This is a genomic window from Streptomyces sp. NPDC045287 (assembly GCF_056432325.1).
The window spans coordinates 58,420-74,305 of the sequence record NZ_JBWKJG010000008.1 but is presented as its reverse complement, the minus strand read 5'-3'; the positions used below and the strand labels follow the sequence as shown (position 1 = coordinate 74,305).

The 15,886-nt window shown below is 73.5% G+C and carries 13 protein-coding genes, 1 tRNA gene and 1 pseudogene; 8 read left to right on the top strand and 7 right to left on the bottom strand.

Annotation, left to right across the window (positions count from 1 at the left end):
• Positions 1-123 precede the first annotated feature (123 nt).
• Positions 124-918 carry a hypothetical protein gene (locus tag AC07D6_RS15375; protein ID WP_479044652.1) on the bottom strand — a complete coding sequence of 265 codons (795 nt, stop codon included), beginning with the start codon at positions 916-918 and terminating at the stop codon, positions 124-126.
• A 225-nt stretch (positions 919-1,143) separates the two neighbouring features.
• Here AC07D6_RS15375 and AC07D6_RS15370 point away from each other — a divergent pair, with 225 nt between their 5' ends.
• Entirely contained in the window at positions 1,144-1,590 is a 447-nt protein-coding gene (locus AC07D6_RS15370) for an ATP-binding protein (RefSeq protein ID WP_315876921.1), read from the top strand.
• A gap of 127 nt (positions 1,591-1,717) precedes the next feature.
• On the opposite strand, the gene AC07D6_RS15365 is transcribed toward AC07D6_RS15370, so the two are convergent.
• Complete coding sequence (locus AC07D6_RS15365) at positions 1,718-3,181, bottom strand: aminopeptidase P family protein (protein WP_479044649.1); 1,464 nt, start codon at positions 3,179-3,181, stop codon at positions 1,718-1,720.
• 176 nt (positions 3,182-3,357) lie between these two features.
• Complete coding sequence (locus AC07D6_RS15360) at positions 3,358-4,983, bottom strand: PP2C family protein-serine/threonine phosphatase (RefSeq protein WP_479044647.1); 1,626 nt, start codon at positions 4,981-4,983, stop codon at positions 3,358-3,360.
• A 457-nt stretch (positions 4,984-5,440) separates the two neighbouring features.
• Between AC07D6_RS15360 and AC07D6_RS15355 the strand changes: the two genes are divergently transcribed.
• Both AC07D6_RS15355 and AC07D6_RS15350 read left to right on the top strand, forming a co-directional pair.
• Positions 5,441-6,196, top strand: coding sequence for a bifunctional DNA primase/polymerase (locus AC07D6_RS15355; RefSeq protein ID WP_479044645.1), 756 nt, complete (start codon positions 5,441-5,443; stop codon positions 6,194-6,196).
• A 269-nt stretch (positions 6,197-6,465) separates the two neighbouring features.
• Entirely contained in the window at positions 6,466-7,053 is a 588-nt protein-coding gene (locus AC07D6_RS15350) for a hypothetical protein (RefSeq protein ID WP_479044642.1), read from the top strand.
• A gap of 260 nt (positions 7,054-7,313) precedes the next feature.
• Here AC07D6_RS15350 and AC07D6_RS15345 read toward each other — a convergent pair whose 3' ends face one another.
• The 3 genes from AC07D6_RS15345 to AC07D6_RS15335 form a co-directional block, all read right to left on the bottom strand.
• Positions 7,314-8,285 (bottom strand): DUF5926 family protein, encoded by a 972-nt coding sequence (locus AC07D6_RS15345; RefSeq protein WP_479044640.1) that lies wholly within the window; start codon positions 8,283-8,285, stop codon positions 7,314-7,316.
• Between the two features lie 70 nt (positions 8,286-8,355).
• Positions 8,356-9,066 carry an ATP-binding protein gene (locus tag AC07D6_RS15340; RefSeq protein WP_479044637.1) on the bottom strand — a complete coding sequence of 237 codons (711 nt, stop codon included), beginning with the start codon at positions 9,064-9,066 and terminating at the stop codon, positions 8,356-8,358.
• A gap of 47 nt (positions 9,067-9,113) precedes the next feature.
• The gene (locus AC07D6_RS15335; protein ID WP_479044635.1) at positions 9,114-9,920 is read right to left on the bottom strand and encodes a glycerophosphodiester phosphodiesterase; all 807 of its coding nucleotides are present in this window, start codon (positions 9,918-9,920) and stop codon (positions 9,114-9,116) included.
• A 215-nt stretch (positions 9,921-10,135) separates the two neighbouring features.
• Here AC07D6_RS15335 and AC07D6_RS15330 point away from each other — a divergent pair, with 215 nt between their 5' ends.
• Positions 10,136-11,689, top strand: a complete 1,554-nt coding sequence (locus AC07D6_RS15330) for a S1C family serine protease (RefSeq protein ID WP_479044633.1) — start codon at positions 10,136-10,138, stop codon at positions 11,687-11,689.
• 248 nt (positions 11,690-11,937) lie between these two features.
• Here AC07D6_RS15330 and AC07D6_RS15325 read toward each other — a convergent pair whose 3' ends face one another.
• The gene (locus AC07D6_RS15325; RefSeq protein WP_479044630.1) at positions 11,938-13,194 is read right to left on the bottom strand and encodes a hypothetical protein; all 1,257 of its coding nucleotides are present in this window, start codon (positions 13,192-13,194) and stop codon (positions 11,938-11,940) included.
• Between the two features lie 469 nt (positions 13,195-13,663).
• On the opposite strand from AC07D6_RS15325, the gene AC07D6_RS15320 reads away from it, so the two are divergent.
• The 4 genes and pseudogenes from AC07D6_RS15320 to AC07D6_RS15305 all read left to right on the top strand — a co-directional run bounded on the left by AC07D6_RS15320 (position 13,664) and on the right by AC07D6_RS15305 (position 15,746).
• A tRNA-Ser gene (locus tag AC07D6_RS15320) sits at positions 13,664-13,748 on the top strand.
• 263 nt (positions 13,749-14,011) lie between these two features.
• Positions 14,012-14,485 (top strand): annotated as a pseudogene (locus AC07D6_RS15315) (DUF817 family protein); the annotation flags it as partial.
• Between the two features lie 118 nt (positions 14,486-14,603).
• Positions 14,604-14,726 (top strand): hypothetical protein, encoded by a 123-nt coding sequence (locus tag AC07D6_RS15310; RefSeq protein WP_479044627.1) that lies wholly within the window; start codon positions 14,604-14,606, stop codon positions 14,724-14,726.
• Positions 14,727-15,200: 474 nt separating this feature from the next.
• Positions 15,201-15,746 (top strand): SigE family RNA polymerase sigma factor, encoded by a 546-nt coding sequence (locus tag AC07D6_RS15305; protein ID WP_315876910.1) that lies wholly within the window; start codon positions 15,201-15,203, stop codon positions 15,744-15,746.
• Positions 15,747-15,886 lie beyond the last annotated feature (140 nt).

Below are 15,886 nucleotides of genomic sequence, written 5' to 3'. Positions count from 1 at the left end.
CGTCGGGAACGCCGAGCACGTCGGGGTACGGCCGCGTACGCGGGCGCGTCGCGTCGTCGAGGGCGCGGTGCGCCGGTGGGGACCGCGTCGGACGGTGAGAGGGGCGGGCCCGGCCGGGTGGCGTCAGGCCGCGAGGACGACGGCGGTCGGCGGGCCGCGCCTGATCACCGTGTGCTGGAGCGCCCCGGCCGCCGGAACCGGCGGGCCGTCCTCCCCGGCGCGCGCCGCCCGCGGCCCCGCCGCGAGCAGCGACCGCACTCCGGCGAGCAGGACGCGTACGAGGGCGAGAGCCGCGCGCAACGCCCGTACGAGCGCCTCCTCGGCGGCCTCGGCGGCACCCCGCGCCGTGAGCCCGGCCAACCGGGACAACCGCAGCAGCGCGAGGTCGCCGCGGCGCAGCAACCAACCGGCGGGGAGCGCTGCCAGCAGGTGCGCCAGGACCATCGACAGGTTCGGCAGGACCAACTGGTCGACGGGGCCGGTGGCGACCGGGGCCGGTCCGGCGGCGGCCGCGGCGGTCGCCGGGTCGAGGCCCGCCGTCGTCACGATCCGGTGCGCCTCGCCGGGGGTGATCTGCTTCGTGGTCGCTCCGCCGCACATCAGCCGGGCGGCGGCCCGGATCAGCGCGTCGCTCGCGGGGCCACCGGTGCCCGCGGGGGCGGCGTGCTCCTGCCCGACCCCGAAGACCGTGTGGAGGGCCAACTGTCCGCCTGCCAGGGCCGTCGTGACCGCCGGCAGCGGGCGCTCGCGCCCGGTGAACGGCAGGGCGAGGACCAGGATGCCGGCGAAACCGACACTCAGCGACCACCAGGGAACGGCCTGGCCCGCGGCGAGGGAGTGCCCCAGCGCGGACAGCACGACGCAGACCGCGGTGAACACCGCGGCCCTGAGCAGCCGTGGACCAAGGGGGACAGACATGGCCGGGCCATCATCCCACCACGCCCCGGCGACCCCCACGGCAGGTCCGGTACGTCGCCTTTGGCGCCGGTATCCCGAAAGACACCACCCCCCGGGTCCCCATACACCGGTGTCCGGAGCAGGCGCATCCGCTGATCGAGGGGATCGAGTACCGACACCGTGCTTACACGTCGAATATGGGGCAATACGTAACGGTACGACGAGCCGCAGCCAGGAGGCTGAAGCATGAGCATCTGGTGGTCCCTCCATTTGCGGCGCGAGGCTGCGAGCGTCCCGCTCGCCCGACGGCTCCTCCTCGGCACCATGGAGACCGCGGGCGTCGACCCGGACACCTCCTACGACCTGTCACTGGCGCTCGGCGAAGCCTGCGCCAACGCGGTGGAGCACGCCGGGGAGGGATCCGCGGAGTTCCGGGTGACCGCGTACCTGGACGGCGAGAAGTGCCGTATCGAGGTGGCCGACTCGGGGCCGGGATTCCCCCAGGAAACGGCGCGTGTCATCGCCCGGAACCCCCTACCCGTCGACGCCGAGAGCGGACGTGGACTGCGACTGATCGAAGAACTCGCCGACCACGTCCACTTCGGGAACCGATCCGGGCGGGGCGGCGCCGTCATCTCCTTCGACAAGATCGTGAAGTGGCGGGCGGACGCTCCCCTCGCGCTGACGACCTGAACGAACAGCGCCGCGAGCCGTGTTTCACGTGAAACACGACCGGTTCCACGCACGACCGGTTCCACGTGAAACATCCCCCTGCCGGAGCAAGTCCGGCAGGGGGATGTCCCGTGGTCCCTCGGCGGCGTCAGCCCTTCAGGCCCGCCATCCACGCCTCGACCTCGTCGGACCGGCGCGGAAGCGCCTCCGACAGGTTCCGGTTGCCGTCCTCGGTCACCAGGATGTCGTCCTCGATCCGGACGCCGATGCCCCGGTACTCCTCCGGCACGGTCAGGTCGTCCGCCTGGAAGTACAGGCCCGGCTCGACCGTCAGGCACATGCCCGGCTCCAGCGTGCCGCCGACGTACGTCTCGGTGCGCGCCGCCGCGCAGTCGTGGACGTCCATGCCGAGCATGTGGCCCGTGCCGTGCAGGGTCCAGCGGCGCTGGAGACCCAACTCCAGGACCCGCTCGACCGGGCCCTCCAGCAGGCCCCACTCGACGAGCTTCTCGGCGAGGACGCGCTGCGCGGCGTCGTGGAAGTCGCGGAACGCGGCACCCGGCTTGACCGCCGCGATGCCGGCCTCCTGCGCCTCGTACACGGCGTCGTAGACCTTCCGCTGGAGGTCGGTGAACGTGCCGGAGATCGGCAGCGTCCGGGTGACGTCGGCGGTGTAGAGCTCGTTGGTCTCGACGCCCGCGTCCAGCAGGAGCAGGTCGCCCGGGCGGACCGGGCCGTCGTTGCGAACCCAGTGGAGGGTGCAGGCGTGCGGGCCGGCGGCGCAGATGGAGCCGTAGCCGACGTCGTTGCCCTCGACCCGGGCGCGCAGGAAGAACGTGCCCTCGATGTAGCGCTCGGAGGTCGCCTCGGCCTTGTCGAGGACCTTGACGACGTCCTCGAAGCCGCGCGCCGTGGAGGCGCACGCCTTCTCCAGCTCGGCGATCTCGAAGTCGTCCTTGACGAGTCGCGCCTCGGAGAGGAAGACCCGCAGCTCCTCGTCCCGCTCGGCGGTGACCTTGTCGGTGAGCGCCTTCTCGATGCCCGCGTCGTAGCCGCGCACGACGCGCACCGGGCCGGTGGCCTCGCGCAGGGCGCCGGGGAGCTCGCGCACGTCGCCGGTGGGGATGCCGTACAGGGTGGCGGCCTCGCTCAGCGAGTGGCGGCGGCCCACCCACAGCTCGCCCTGGCCGGACAGCCAGAACTCGCCGTTCTCCCGGTTGGAGCGCGGCAGCAGGTACAGCGTCGCGTCGTGGCCCTCGCCGCCGTCCTTCGGCTCCAGGACCAGGACACCGTCCTCGGTCTGGTTGCCGGTGAGGTACGCGTACTCGGTGGCGGCGCGGAAGCCGTACTCCGTGTCGTTCGCGCGCGTCTTCAGGTTGCCCGCGGGGATCACCAGGCGCTCGCCGGGGAAGCGGGCCGAGAGCGCGGCGCGGCGTGCGGCCGTGTGGGCGGCCTGGGCGATCGGCTGCAGATCCCGCAGCTCGGTGTCGGCCCAGCCCGACTTCATGTTCTCGGCGAGCTCGTCGGAGACGCCCGGGTACAGGCTGTTCTTGCGCTGCTCGATCGGCTCTTCGTCACTGTCCGGGGTCTCCGGAGTGAGCTCATCGGCCACGGGTCCGCCTCCTTCAGGTACGACATTGAACCCCTGCCCGGGTCAGGAACCCGGGGTACGTTCTCCATCGTACGGGCGTACGTCAGGGGGCCCCAGGTCAAGCACCTGCCCGTCCGCGCATGATCGGAAGGGGCCGCCCGCACGGCACGCCCCCGGCGGACCGGCCCGGGACCGCCCTAGTCGAAGCGGGCCGCGAGCATCACGGCGCCCTCGTCGCCGTCCTGCCCGCCCCAGCCGCCCCGGCCGTCCTCGGACGTGCCGAGCACGAGGCGCAGCACATGGTCCACGACCGCCCCCGGATCGTCCCGGTCGGCCTTCGGCACGCTCGCCGCCGCCGTGTGCAGCCGGGCGAAGGCGCGGTCGACGGAGCCGCCGATCCGGCGCAACAGGCCGTCCGTGTAGAGGAGCACCGTCTCCCCCGGCTGCACGTCGAAGTCCACGCTCGGCGCCTCCCAGCAGGCGAGCATGCCCAGCGGCGCCGACAGGGACGTCTCGACGTACTCGGTGCGCCGGTCCCCGACGACCAGGGGCGGCGCGTGCCCGGCGCCGGCCAGGACGATCCTCCGCCGCGCCGGCTCCGCGTACGCGAACAGCACCGTGGCGGACCGCGCGGGCTCGGTGAGCCGCAGCAGCAGTTCCAGGTCGGACAGCACGGCGACCGGGTCCTCGCCCTCCATCACGGCGTACGCGCGCAGGGAGGCGCGCAACCGTCCCACCGCGGCCAGGGAGCGCGGCCCCGCACCGGACACCGACCCCACCGCCAGGCCCAGCGCGCCCTCCGGCAGCGGCAGGGCGTCGTACCAGTCGCCACCGCCCAGCGCCCCGGTGACCTGCCGCGCGGCCAGCCGGACGCCGGGGACGCGCGGCAGCCGGGTGGGCAGCAACTCCTCGGTGAGGGCGGCGACCTCGGCGCGCCCGCGCTCCAGCTCCAGCAACCGGGCCAGGTGCTCGGAGGCGTACCGCCCGTACAGGCCGACGAGGTGGCGGCGGTGACCGTCGGGTTCGGCGGGCTCGTCGTACAGCCAGACGACGGCTCCCAGCCGGTGGTCCCCTTCGGCAGCGAGCGGTACGGCGTAGCTGGCGGCGAAGCCGAGGCGGGCGGCGACCTCGCGGTGGCGGGGGTCCAGGTGCTCGTCGCCGAGGATGTCGGGGACGGCGACGGCGCCGGGTGCGGCGGCCCGGGAACCGGAACCGGCCGCACCCCCGGCACCGTCGCCGGGCACGGCCTGGTGTTCCGCGGGGGAGGACGGCCGGGGGTCGGGGAGCGGCCCGCCCGACAGGCCGTCGAGGATGCGCCCGTAGGAGGTGGCGCTGCGGGGGACGGTCTCGATGGTGCCGAGGTCGGCGTGGGCGAGGCCGAGCCCGACGGTGGAGGTGGGGCCCTGCCCGTCGGCCGGTTCGAGGACGGCCATGCCGCGGCGGGCCCCGACGAGGGAGGCACCGGCGCGCAGCAGTTCGTGGAGCGCCTCGTCGAGGGTGCTCGTACGCGTGAGGCGTTCGGTGAGTTCGTGGAGGGTGGTCAGGCCGGAGACCCAGCCCGCCAGCCGGTCCTGGATCAGGGCACCGGGCTCGGAGACCGCGGTGGATACGGTCGGCAGAGGTGGCGCAGTGTGCGCGGGGACAGGAATAGCTGGATCGATTCCGGCCACTTTCGGCAGGTGAGGGGCGCTCATGACAGCCGGCTTTCCGGCTGCTTCCCGTCGCTCAATAGCATCGCAAACCCCCACGTCAATCCGCATGTCATGCTGCGCCGCTATCAGTGCATCCACATGTACACGTACACGTGAGGGGATGTCCAGCATTGTCCAGCGGGGCGCGTGGTGTCTGTGCGATCCTGAACTTGGCCAAAAAATGGCCTCGATGGGAAGGTTTTGCGGTCGACTGAGCGCGTTCGACAAGGGGCACCGCCCGAGACGGCACCAAGCGGACTCGGGGGCTGCGTCATTCCGAGCGGGCGGGGTACGTAATCGGTGGAGGTCAGGGGAGGTTGGGGCAGGCCCGGAACCCTGCGGGAAGCCCAGGCGTCCTCTCCATCGAGGGCGCTCCCACCTCGGCGGTGCGGTTAGCGCCCTGCGCGCGCCACTCCTCGCCACGCGTTTGACGGACTCAGCCGACGCCGGCCCCCCAACGGTGTTGACCGACCGTACGGCAACCCTGCCGACGGCCCGGGTGGCGGTTCGCCGCCCCGTACGCACAGTGAAGTAACGCACACGTGTTGTGATGTGGACCTCGGCGTTCAACGGAAAGGAACGAGCGCTCATGCGCGAGATCCTCGGAATGCGGCGCAGGCTCCGGTTCGGGCGCAAGAAGGGGCCTGCCCACCTCGACGCGGCGCTTCAGTGCGCCACCGAGTGGCACTGGCCCGTACTCCCCGGCGTGGGGCTCAAGGCGACCAAGTCGACCAAGACGGCCAAGGCGGCGAAGACGAGCAGGGCGGCGAAGACGGGCCGGACGAAGACGGGCCGGGTGGCGGGTGGCCCCGGCGAAGAGGTGCCCGCCTGCGCCTGCCCCGACCCCGACTGCGTCGTCCCCGGCGCGCACCCCTTCGACCCCGGGCTGCTCGCGGCCACCACCGACCCGCGGATGGTGCGCTGGTGGTGGACGAACCGGCCCGACGCGCCCGTGCTGCTCGCCACGGGCGTCCGCGCCCCGTGCGCGGTGAGCCTCCCGGCCGTCGCGGCGGCGCGCGCCCTGGCCGTACTGGACCGGCGCGGCCTGCGGCTCGGCCCTGTGGTGGCGACGTCGACGCGCTGGTCGCTGCTGGTGGCCCCGTACTCCCTGGAGCGGCTCGGCGAACTGCTGTACGCGAAGGACTGCGTGCCCAGCTCGCTCCGGTTCCACGGCGACGGCGGCTATCTGGTGCTGCCGCCCTCGGAGACCGGGACGGGCCGGGTGCGTTGGGAGCGCCCGCCCGAGCCGGGCGCGCTGTGGCTCCCGGACGTGGAGGTGGTCGTGGACGCGCTGGTCGAGGCGAGCGCGGCCACCCCGGACGGCGGCAGCCGCCTGCGGTACTGAGCGGTCGCGGTACTGAGCGGCCACCGTGCGGGCGAGTCACGTGCGGGTGAGCCGCGGGGCGGGTGAGTCGCGGTGCGGTCCGGCCCGCGGAGAACGCCCGGCCGCGGTACCGGACCGGCCCACCGCCCCCGCGGGATCGCCCGTACGGGTGTGAAGTCCCGCCTCTTGTGCGGGAAACGGGCGCGCGGCCCCGAAGGCGCGCGCCCTGCGGCGATAGGGTCCCCCACCGTCAGACAGCACCGGAAGGCCGTCCAGGCCAGGGGACATCCATGAACCTCCGCATGATCGGGCTCGGCGCCGTCGTGGCCGCCGCCACTCTGCTGCCGGTGGCGGCGACCGCGGGACCGGCGGGCGGCCCCGAGCCCCCGGCGCGCGTCGCCGTCGACGACGGGCGGGCCCCCGCGTCCGGCCCGGCCGCCACCGGCGCCGTCCACGGAATCTCCGCCTCCGGCCGGAAATCCGCTGCGGCCGTGCTTCTGGCCGAAACCGACGGCCCGTCGTACGGCGGCGCGGGCGGTCTCGTCGCGCGCTGCGGCCCCACCCTCGTCTCCCCGGAGGGGATCGAGGCGCAGACGTGCGTCCTCGTCGACGGGACCGGTGTGTGGGCGCGGACGTACCACCGCAACGCCGGCGGCGCGGAACTGCGCGCGGCCCTCAGCCTCATGGGCCCGGACGGCCGTACCGTGCGCACGCACTGCGCCGTACCGGCGGGCGGCGAGCCCGCCACGTGCGAAACCCCACGTGGCAGCGGTACGGGAGGAATCGGGGACCACACGGCGGTCGCCGAATTCTCGTCGGGAGAAGCGCCGGAGAGCCCGCTCCTGCTGAGGGCGGGGAGCAACCACCCGCAGCGGTAGGCGGGTTGGGCGGAGGGCCGGACGCGGTACCGGAGCATCCGATTCCGCAGAAATGGAAGAACCCGGTCGCTGGCGACGGGGGATGCACCAGCGACCGGGCTCCCAGAACGGTAACAAGAGATCGGCGGTTCGCAAATTCGATCTCTCTTATTCGGTCAGCCATTTACCAGCCGGTATGGATTCGGTAAGGATCCGGCCGCGTACGCCCGAGGGGCCGCCGCCGGGCCCCTCGGGTCGCCGCACCGCTGCCCGCCGCGTCCTCAGCTCAGGGTGACCTGGCGGTTGGTGAGCCCGCCGCGCGCCCGCCGCTCCTCCGCCGTCAGCGGCGCCCCGGACGCCAGCGCGCCCGCGAGCCGCTCCGCGAACTCGGCGGCCGGCTTCTCGCAGTCCTCCGCCGACATGGCGCTCGGCAGGTCCCACACCGGGACGACCAGGCCGTGGGCCCGGAACGACCCGACGAGGCGCGTCCCCTCGCCGAGCGACGACGTCCCGGCGGCGTGCAGCCGGGCGAGCGCGTCGAGCAGCTCCTCCTCCGGGTGGGGCATGACCCAGCGCAGGTGGTTCTTCTCCGGCGTCTCGCACCAGTACGCGGCCTCCACGCCCGGCAGCTTCACCGTCGGGATCGCGGCGGCGTTGGCCCGCTCCAGCGAGGCGGTCACCTCGGGCGACGCGCCCTCCGCGGACTCCGGGACCCAGAACTCGAAGCCCGTGTGGACGACCGGCTCGAAGCCCGCCTCCGGGTCGAGGAGGTCCTGGAGGCGCGGCCCCTCCACCGGCACCCGGCGCGCGGCCACCGGCGTACCGGGCTCGGCCTCCAGCGCGCGCTGGAGCGTGTCCGCCAGGTCGCGGCTCAGGTCGCCGGAGGAGGCGTCGTTCTGCAACGCCAGCAGCACGGAGCCGTCGTCGCGGCGCAGCGCGGGCCACGCCATCGGCAGGACGGTCGCGAGCGTGACGGACGGCACGCCCTCGGGCAGCCCGCCCCTCAGGCGCAGCGGAGCGGTCGCGGCCGGCACCAGCTCGCGCAGCGCGACCCAGTCGCACTCGCCGGCCAGGCCCTCGAACGGGCGCTGGACGAGTTCGGTCACCGCGTGCGCGGCGGCCCGGCCGTGGCAGGCCTTGTAGCGGCGGCCCGAACCGCAGGGGCAGGGCTCACGGGCGCCGACGACCGGCACTTCCCCGTTCGTCACCTGCGGTGCGCCGGCGGCCTTCTTCTGGGGGCGCTTCTTGGCCATGCGTGGGTCTCCCGTTGGAACGCGGTCCTCTGTCGGCCGCGAGCCTAGTCGTACGGGAGGGCCGCGGGCCTCAGTCCGCGTCCTCGTACGCGTCGAGGAGCCCCAGTTCACCCACGAGCGGCGCCGCGCTCGCGGTCGCGCCGGCGCCCGCCCTGGCCACGCGCGCGCGGCGCGCGCCGTTCGCGCGGGGGAGGGCCGAACTGGTGAGGCCGTCGCACTGGCCGTTGACGAGCGCGGCGACCCCCTCGCGGCGCGGCGGTGCTCCCGTGACGAGGACCCACACCGTGACCTCGCCGGACGCACTGTCGCGTACCCCCCACTCCTGGGCGAGTGCGCTGATGATGTTGAGTCCCCGGCCGCCGCGCGCGGTGACCGAGGGGGTGGAGGGAGCCGGGCGGGTGGGACCGCCGCCGTCCGTCACCTCGACGGTCAGGGCGCCGTGGGGGTCGACCCGCCAGGCGGCCCGGACGGCGCCTTCGCCGACCTCGGCGGCGTCCAGCGGCCTGCCGTGCCGGCAGGAGTTGCTGAGCAGTTCCGAAAGGATCAGCACGGCGTCGTCGACGACCGGCTCCGGGACGCCGCTGCGCCGCAGCTGCTCCCGCATGCGGTGCCTCGCCTCGCCCACGCCCGCAGGGCCATGGGGTACGGCCATGCTCGACGACGTCGGCACTTCCTGTGCCACCACCAACGCCACCCCCGAGACCTCCTTCGCCCCATGCCACGGAGTGAATGCCCTCCTGGCCTGGGCCGGAAACCGGCCAGTCCACCTACAGTGACGCATTCGACACAGCCCGCCACGGAGTGAACGCGCTGGAGCACTCCCCGTGACTACTGAGACGCACGGCCCAGCTGGGACAGAACCTGTTTAGGGCGGTTCGTGATGATGGCGTCCACTCCGAGGCGGATGCAGAGATCCACGTCCTCGGGCGTGTCGACCGTCCAGACGTGGACCTGGAGACCGGCCTCGTGGAGCCGCTCGACGTAGGCGGGGTGGCTCCGGATGATCCGGATCGAGGGACCGGCGATCCGGGCACCGGCCGGGAGGCGGCCCTCGCGCAGCCGGGGCGCGACGAACTGCGTGAGGTAGACGGTCGGGACGGTGGGCACGGCCGCCGCCACCCGGTGCAGCGACCGGGGCGAGAAGCTCATGATCCGTACGGCCGACTCGGCGGGGGTCGGCGGGTTTGCGAGGCCGAACCGGCGCAGCAGCCGGACCAGCCGTTCCTCGACCTGGCCCGCCCAGCGCGTGGGGTGCTTCGTCTCGATGGCGAGCTCGACGCGGCGGCCCGCGTCGGCGACGAGCTCCAGCAGCCGTTCCAGGGTGAGGACCGAGGTGTACTCCGGGTCGCTCCAGTCGGGGCTCTCGTGGCTGTCCTTCCGGGACCCGAAGTCGAGGGCGGCGAGGTCGGCCAGCTCCAGCGCCGAGACGGCGCCGCGCCCGTTGGAGGTGCGGTTCACGCGGCGGTCGTGCACGCAGACCAGATGGCCGTCCGCGGTGAGCCGCACATCGCACTCCAGGGCGTCCGCCCCGTCCTCGATCGCCTTCACGTACGCGGCGAGGGTGTGCTCCGGCGCGTCCTCGGAGGCGCCCCGGTGGGCGACGACTTGGATCGTGTGCTGGCGTGCGTGGGTCACTGCGTCATGGTGCCACCGTTCGCCCGGTGGGCGGAGCCCGGCCGGCGTGGTTCGGCCGCATCGAGGCATGTCCTTATTGTCGGAGATAAAGGAAGGGCGGCGGACGCACAGCTCCCGCTTACAGTGGCCTGACGAGCGGTAGGAAAAGCTGAGTGCGGAGACTGCACGGCGGGCTCGTGCCGATACGACGACGTGGATACCGAGGAGAACGAGCTGTGAGCACCGAGAACGAGGGCACCGCGGTTCCGTCCGCCCCCGACGCCCCGTCCGCGTCCGCTCCGGAGGGCACCCCGGCGAAGCCCACGGCGTCCACGCCCCCTGCCGGGGAAACGGGGCGGACGCCGGAGGGAGCACCGCACGGGGCGCGGGAGCAGGGACACGCCGCGCCCGCGCCGGGCGCCGCGCCCGCGCCCGCGCCGGAGCCCGTGTCCGCGCCGGCGCCGAACCCGGCGGAGGCGCCCAGGGCCGTACCCCCCATGGCGCCCCCGCCCCCGGCCGCGCCGCCCGCCTACCCGGCGTACGGGGTGCCGGGCGACCCCCATGCCGCCCACGCCACCCAGGCGTACGCCCACGCCCCGGCGGGCGGCGGCCCCGGTGACGTGTGGGGCGCGCCCCCGGCCGCGCCCGTCGCGGTCCCGCCGTCGCCGCGCAAGCGCTCCGGCGGGCTCGTCGCGGCGGTCCTGGTCGCGGCCCTCGTGGCCGGGGGCGTCGGCGGCGGCATCGGGTACTGGGCGGCGGAGCGCAACGACAGCGCGAACACCTCGACGACGATCTCCGTCGGCGACACGCCCGCCGACTTCAAGCGCGACCCCGGCACGGTCGCGGCGGTCGCCTCCAAGGCCCTGCCGAGCGTCGTCACGATCGAGGCGAAGTCCGGCGGCTCGGACGGCGAGGGCGGCACGGGCACCGGCTTCGTGTACGACCGGGAGGGCCACATCCTCACCAACAACCACGTGGTGGCGTCGGCCGCCGAGAACGGCACGGTCACGGCGACCTTCTCGGACGGCAGGAAGTTCGACGCCGAGGTGGTCGGCCGGGCCCAGGGGTACGACGTGGCCGTACTGAAGCTCCGCAACGCCCCCTCGGGTCTGGCGCCCCTGCCGTTGGGCAACTCCGACAAGGTGGTCGTGGGCGACTCGACGATCGCGATCGGCGCCCCGTTCGGCCTGTCCAACACGGTGACGACCGGCATCATCAGCGCGAAGAACCGCCCGGTCGCGTCCAGCGACGGCTCGGGCGGCAAGAACTCGTACATGAGCGCCCTCCAGACGGACGCGTCGATCAACCCCGGCAACTCCGGCGGCCCCCTCCTGGACGGCCGGGGCGCGGTGATCGGCATCAACTCGGCGATCCAGTCCCCCGGTTCGGGCGGCCTCGGCCAGTCCCAGGCGGGGTCGGTGGGCCTCGGCTTCGCGATCCCGATCAACCAGGCGAAGAACGTCGCCGAGCAGCTCATCAAGACGGGCGAGCCGGTCTACCCGATGATCGGCGCGACGGTGAACATGTCGGAGGAGGGCGAAGGCGCCACGATCGTCGAGGAGGGTACGGGCGGCACGCCGTCGATCACCCCGAACGGGCCCGCGGCCAAGGCCGGCCTGCGCCCGGGCGACGTGATCACCCGCTTCGGCGACCGCATCATCGACAGCGGCCCGACGCTGATCAGCGAGATCTGGACCCACCAGCCCGGCGACACGGTGGCCCTGACGTACAAGCGCGGCACCCAGGAGAAGCAGGTCCAGGTCACCCTCGGCGAGCGCAAGGGCGACTGACCCCGCTCGGCCCGTCCCGCCCCGCGGGACGGTGGATCCACCGGGCGTCTCGGGAGCCGCGGGTCGGTCCGCGGCTCCCGCCGCTTCCTGCGGATCGGTCCGCCGCTCCCGTCGCTTCCCGGGGGCGTGCCGGGCCTTCCCGCGGGCGCGCTGAGCCGGGCTCGTGACCGGTCGTGCCGGGGAGCCCGCGCTCGGTCCTCCAGGTTTCCCGCCGGTCCTCCGCAGGTTTTCCGCGGGTCTTCCGCCGGTCAGGAGCGCGCGCGGGCGGCCGGGTCGTTCAGGCAGAGCGCGATGTTCCGGACCGCGGCGGTGAGCTCCTCGATCACCCGGGCCGCCTGCTCCGCGTTGTGGAAGGCCGGGCGTTCGGCCAGGGACAGGCCCAGCTCCTCCGCCGCCCGGAGGGCCAGCCCGGCGCCCTCGGTGGAAGGGGCGTGGGCGGCGGGCGCCTCGGCCGCGGGAGCGGGCGTCGGCGTGGCGGGAGCGGCCGGTACGGCCGGGTCCGCCGCGGGCGCGCCGGGTGCCGCGGGAGTCGACTGGTGTGTTGCCTGGTGCCCCGGCTGCTGTGTCACCTGGTGCCCCGACTGCTGTGTCACCTGGTGTGCCGACTGGTGTGTCACCTGGTGCGTCGGCTGCTGCGCCGCCTGGTGTACTGGTTCGTGGGCCGCCGGGGCCGCCGGAGCTGCTGGGGCCGACGGGTCGACCGGCAGCGTGCCGGTCATGTGGACGTGCGGGACCAGGTCCGGCGCGTTGCGGGTCCGGGGCAGCACGAAGTGCTCGAATTCCGGGAACGCCGGAGTGGCGGAGTGCGCGGAGGCACGCGGGTTGTACTCGGCCTGCCACTGCATGCGGTAGCAGTCGACCTGGTCGGCACAGGCGGTGCGGGCGTGGAAGACGGCCGTGTCCTCCCCCAGGTCCGGGTACCAGAGGTTCGGCCCGGGGAAGCGCACGGTCCGCATCCGCGGCCTGATCGGCTCGGCGCACCCCATGCAGCAGCCCTCCGGCACCATGAGCGGGATGCCGCCGTTCTGCTCCGGCCAGCGGGGGCCGCCCTCCCAGCGGTACTCCCCGTGGCGGCAGGGCGGCAGTTCGCCGCAGGCGCGGCAGACGGCGTAGTGCTCGGGGAGGACCTGCCAGTCGTGGCTGGCGGGGGCGCACCAGTGCTTCGGCGTGGAGCGGGGCAGGTTCTCGTTGCGCAGCACCAGGACCACCGGGCGCTTGTAGAACTCGGCCCGCTCGGGGGCCGGTTTGACGGCCTGGTTGTTGGCCCGGCGCAGTTCGTTGGCGTGCCACCACAACTCGACGTGTTCGCGCCACGCCTTCTCGTAGGAGTCCGGCCACCGGTCGCCCACGTAGCCGTTGATCTCCAGGATCCGCCACGCCTGCCGGTCGAGTACCACGATGGAGCCGGCCCGCAGTCGCATGTGCGTTCCGTTGTCGCCCTCGTCCGGCCAGTCGTGCCGGCCGATACGGGTGGGCTGGTCTGGGAGCCACCTGCGAACCTGCATGTCATGCTCCTCGGCAACGAAACTTCATAGTTTCAACTGGGGCAGTTGGCAACATTCTGAACAATCGGGACGTTTACCTCGACGTAGACACGCGCACGCCGCTGATCGAAGACAACCGGAAACGTGCTCAGCGGTACCGGTTCTTTTCGGAAACCCCTTGATAGAGAGGCTTTTTCAGCCTTCGTCCCCTCTCCGGACCCAACTCGCCGCAGCCCCCGGGCCGGCGACTGCGTACCCCGGCGCCCGGACTCGACACTCACCCGCACGCGTGACGTCGCTCAAGAAGTGGCCACCCCGTACGTGTGCATCGTCCCGTGTGCCCGCCCCGGAACGCCGTCCGGCGGCACATCCGCGGGTCGAAGACGTGGTAGCGGGGGCGGGTGGCGGCGGATCCCCTCGGGCCACCACCCCACGACGCGGCCCGAGGCCGGTAGTCTGTACCCGCTCCGCCCAGGTGGGCCGGGGCGAGGGTGGGTTGCCCGAGCGGCCTAAGGGAACGGTCTTGAAAACCGTCGTGGCGCGAGCCACCGTGGGTTCAAATCCCACACCCACCGCGGCATCCCGGTGTCCGTGCCGGAGGTGAAGGGGCGCCCCGCTGCCGGGGCGCCCCTTCACGTGTCGGGCGAGTCGTGCCAGGGGTCGTCGCGCGCGGCCTCCGAAATCGCGAGGCCGCCGGTTCGAACCCGGTCGGTTCCGCCCCCGCCTCGGCAGGCCGGGAAAACCGGGGCGGGGGACGGCACGTCCCTGGTGGCGCGGGCGCGATGCCCCGTGGTGTGCGGCAGTTCTTCTTGGTTCGGGCTTCTGCGGGTGCGCTGTTGTGCCTTCGCCGCGGCGCTCGTCGGGGGCATCGGGGTGTCCGCCGTGCTGCCCGAAACGCCCGTCGCGCGGTACGACCTGGTGTTCGTGTACGGGGTCGTGCCGGCCGTCGTCGCCCGGCGGGTGGTGGGACACCGCGCGGGACACCGGGGTGATCGCCGCGTGCCACGTCGTCGGGTTGCTGTTCGTGCCCGTCAAGGTGCGGCTCGGCTCGTGGAGTTGTCCCGAGGAGGCGCTCATGAAGGTCGCCGGGGTCCCCTTGTACGGGCGCTTCCTGTGCGCGGCGGTCGGGAGCTGCGTGTGGCGGGCCTGGCACCTGTCCGACCTGCGCGTCTGTGGGTACCGGACGACCGCGACCGCCGTCCTCGCCGGCGCCGTGTACGTCAACTTCCTCACCCGCCACTGGCTCCCGGACCTCCGCTGGCCGCTCGCCGCCGGACTGCTTCTGGTGACCGCCGGGGCCCGGGTGTGGTTCACGGTGGGGGCGCGGCGGTACCGGATGCCGCTCGGGCTGTCGTTCGTGCTGATCGGGTTCTCTCCAGGTCGCCGAGAGCGCCGCCACGTACGTCGGAGCCTGGAGCCACCCGCACCAGGTGGACGGCCGGCGACCGGTCGCGTTGACCAAGTTCGGGGCCTGGGCGCTGCTGATCAGCGTGACTTTCGTCCTCGTCGAACGGTCCCGGAGGCGGCACGGGGACGGTCCCACGGCGGTGTGATCCATGGGGCCCGTGGTTTATCGAGTGACCGATCACGCTTCAGGGGGATTGGGTGGTCCAGCCCGGTTTGCCGGGGGGTCGGTGGGCAGTCTGGATCCGCGAGACGACGAGAACGCACCGCTTCAGGAGGCCCGCGTGGAACGTGTCCCCACCGCTCGCGCCCTCGGCACGGCCCTGCCTTCGGCGCCGAGACCGGCCGCGCGCGCGTCGCTGATCACCCGGCCCCCGCCAGGTGGACCGCGGCCCGAGGGGTGAGGGGACGACGGTGGGGTGGCGATCCGCGGCCCGCGCGCCGGTACGGAGGTACCGGGGTGCGGGCCGCGCGTCGTACCCGCCCCCCGGAACCCTGACCGGGTGGCCGTCCCCCTCCACCTACAGGAGGTGGGGTCCGCGCCGCCCCTACAACCTGAGGGGGACGCCGTTTCGGGACCTGGGGGCGATCCCCGCACGGATGCCTGCTCCTAGCGTGGACGTATGACCGCGACTACTGGCCCCGTCTGTGCCGGAGCCTCCACGGCCGCCACCGCGTACCCGTCCTTCTCCTCGTACGTACGGGCCCGGGGGCCCCTCCTGCTGCGCACCGCCCGCTCGCTCACCGCGAACCCGAGCGACGCCGAGGACCTGCTGCAGACCGCCCTCACCAAGACGTACGTCGCCTGGGAGCGCATCGAGGACCACCGCGCCCTCGACGGCTACGTGCGCCGCGCCCTCGTCAACACGCGCACGTCGCAGTGGCGCAAGCGCAAGGTGGACGAGTTCGCGTGCGACGAGCTGCCCGAGCCGTACGGCGTGCCGGAGCCCGACCCGGCCGAGCAGCAGGCCCTGCGCGACACGATGTGGCGTGCGGTCATGCGGCTCCCCGACCGGCAGCGCGCCATGGTCGTCCTCCGGTACTACGAGGACCTCAGCGAGGCGCAGACGGCAGCGGTGCTCGGGGTCTCCGTCGGTACGGTCAAAAGCGCCGTTTCCCGCGCACTCGGCAAACTGCGGGACGACCCGGAGCTGGCGCCGGTACGGTGACGCCGAGCGGCACGACGCGCACAAGCGGTCACCTGCGGGCCGGCGCGGTCCGGAACGGGTGCTCACGGGGGATGTTTCACGTGAAACCGCGTACCTCTGGGTAGTGACATACCGCTCGGTATGTGCGCAGAATCTGCACA

What these genes read in the sequence shown, in the direction of transcription:
- AC07D6_RS15345 (WP_479044640.1), bottom strand. Translation starts at nt 8,285, where the DNA reads ATGGCCAAGAAGCGCCCCCAGAAGAAGGCCGCCGGCGCACCGCAGGTG.
- AC07D6_RS15325 (WP_479044630.1), bottom strand. Translation starts at nt 13,194, where the DNA reads ATGCAGGTTCGCAGGTGGCTCCCAGACCAGCCCACCCGTATCGGCCGG.
- AC07D6_RS15355 (WP_479044645.1), top strand. Translation starts at nt 5,441, where the DNA reads ATGCGCGAGATCCTCGGAATGCGGCGCAGGCTCCGGTTCGGGCGCAAG.
- AC07D6_RS15350 (WP_479044642.1), top strand. Translation starts at nt 6,466, where the DNA reads ATGAACCTCCGCATGATCGGGCTCGGCGCCGTCGTGGCCGCCGCCACT.
- AC07D6_RS15360 (WP_479044647.1), bottom strand. Translation starts at nt 4,983, where the DNA reads ATGCTGGACATCCCCTCACGTGTACGTGTACATGTGGATGCACTGATA.
- AC07D6_RS15340 (WP_479044637.1), bottom strand. Translation starts at nt 9,066, where the DNA reads ATGCGTCACTGTAGGTGGACTGGCCGGTTTCCGGCCCAGGCCAGGAGG.
- AC07D6_RS15305 (WP_315876910.1), top strand. Translation starts at nt 15,201, where the DNA reads ATGACCGCGACTACTGGCCCCGTCTGTGCCGGAGCCTCCACGGCCGCC.
- AC07D6_RS15375 (WP_479044652.1), bottom strand. Translation starts at nt 918, where the DNA reads ATGTCTGTCCCCCTTGGTCCACGGCTGCTCAGGGCCGCGGTGTTCACC.
- AC07D6_RS15370 (WP_315876921.1), top strand. Translation starts at nt 1,144, where the DNA reads ATGAGCATCTGGTGGTCCCTCCATTTGCGGCGCGAGGCTGCGAGCGTC.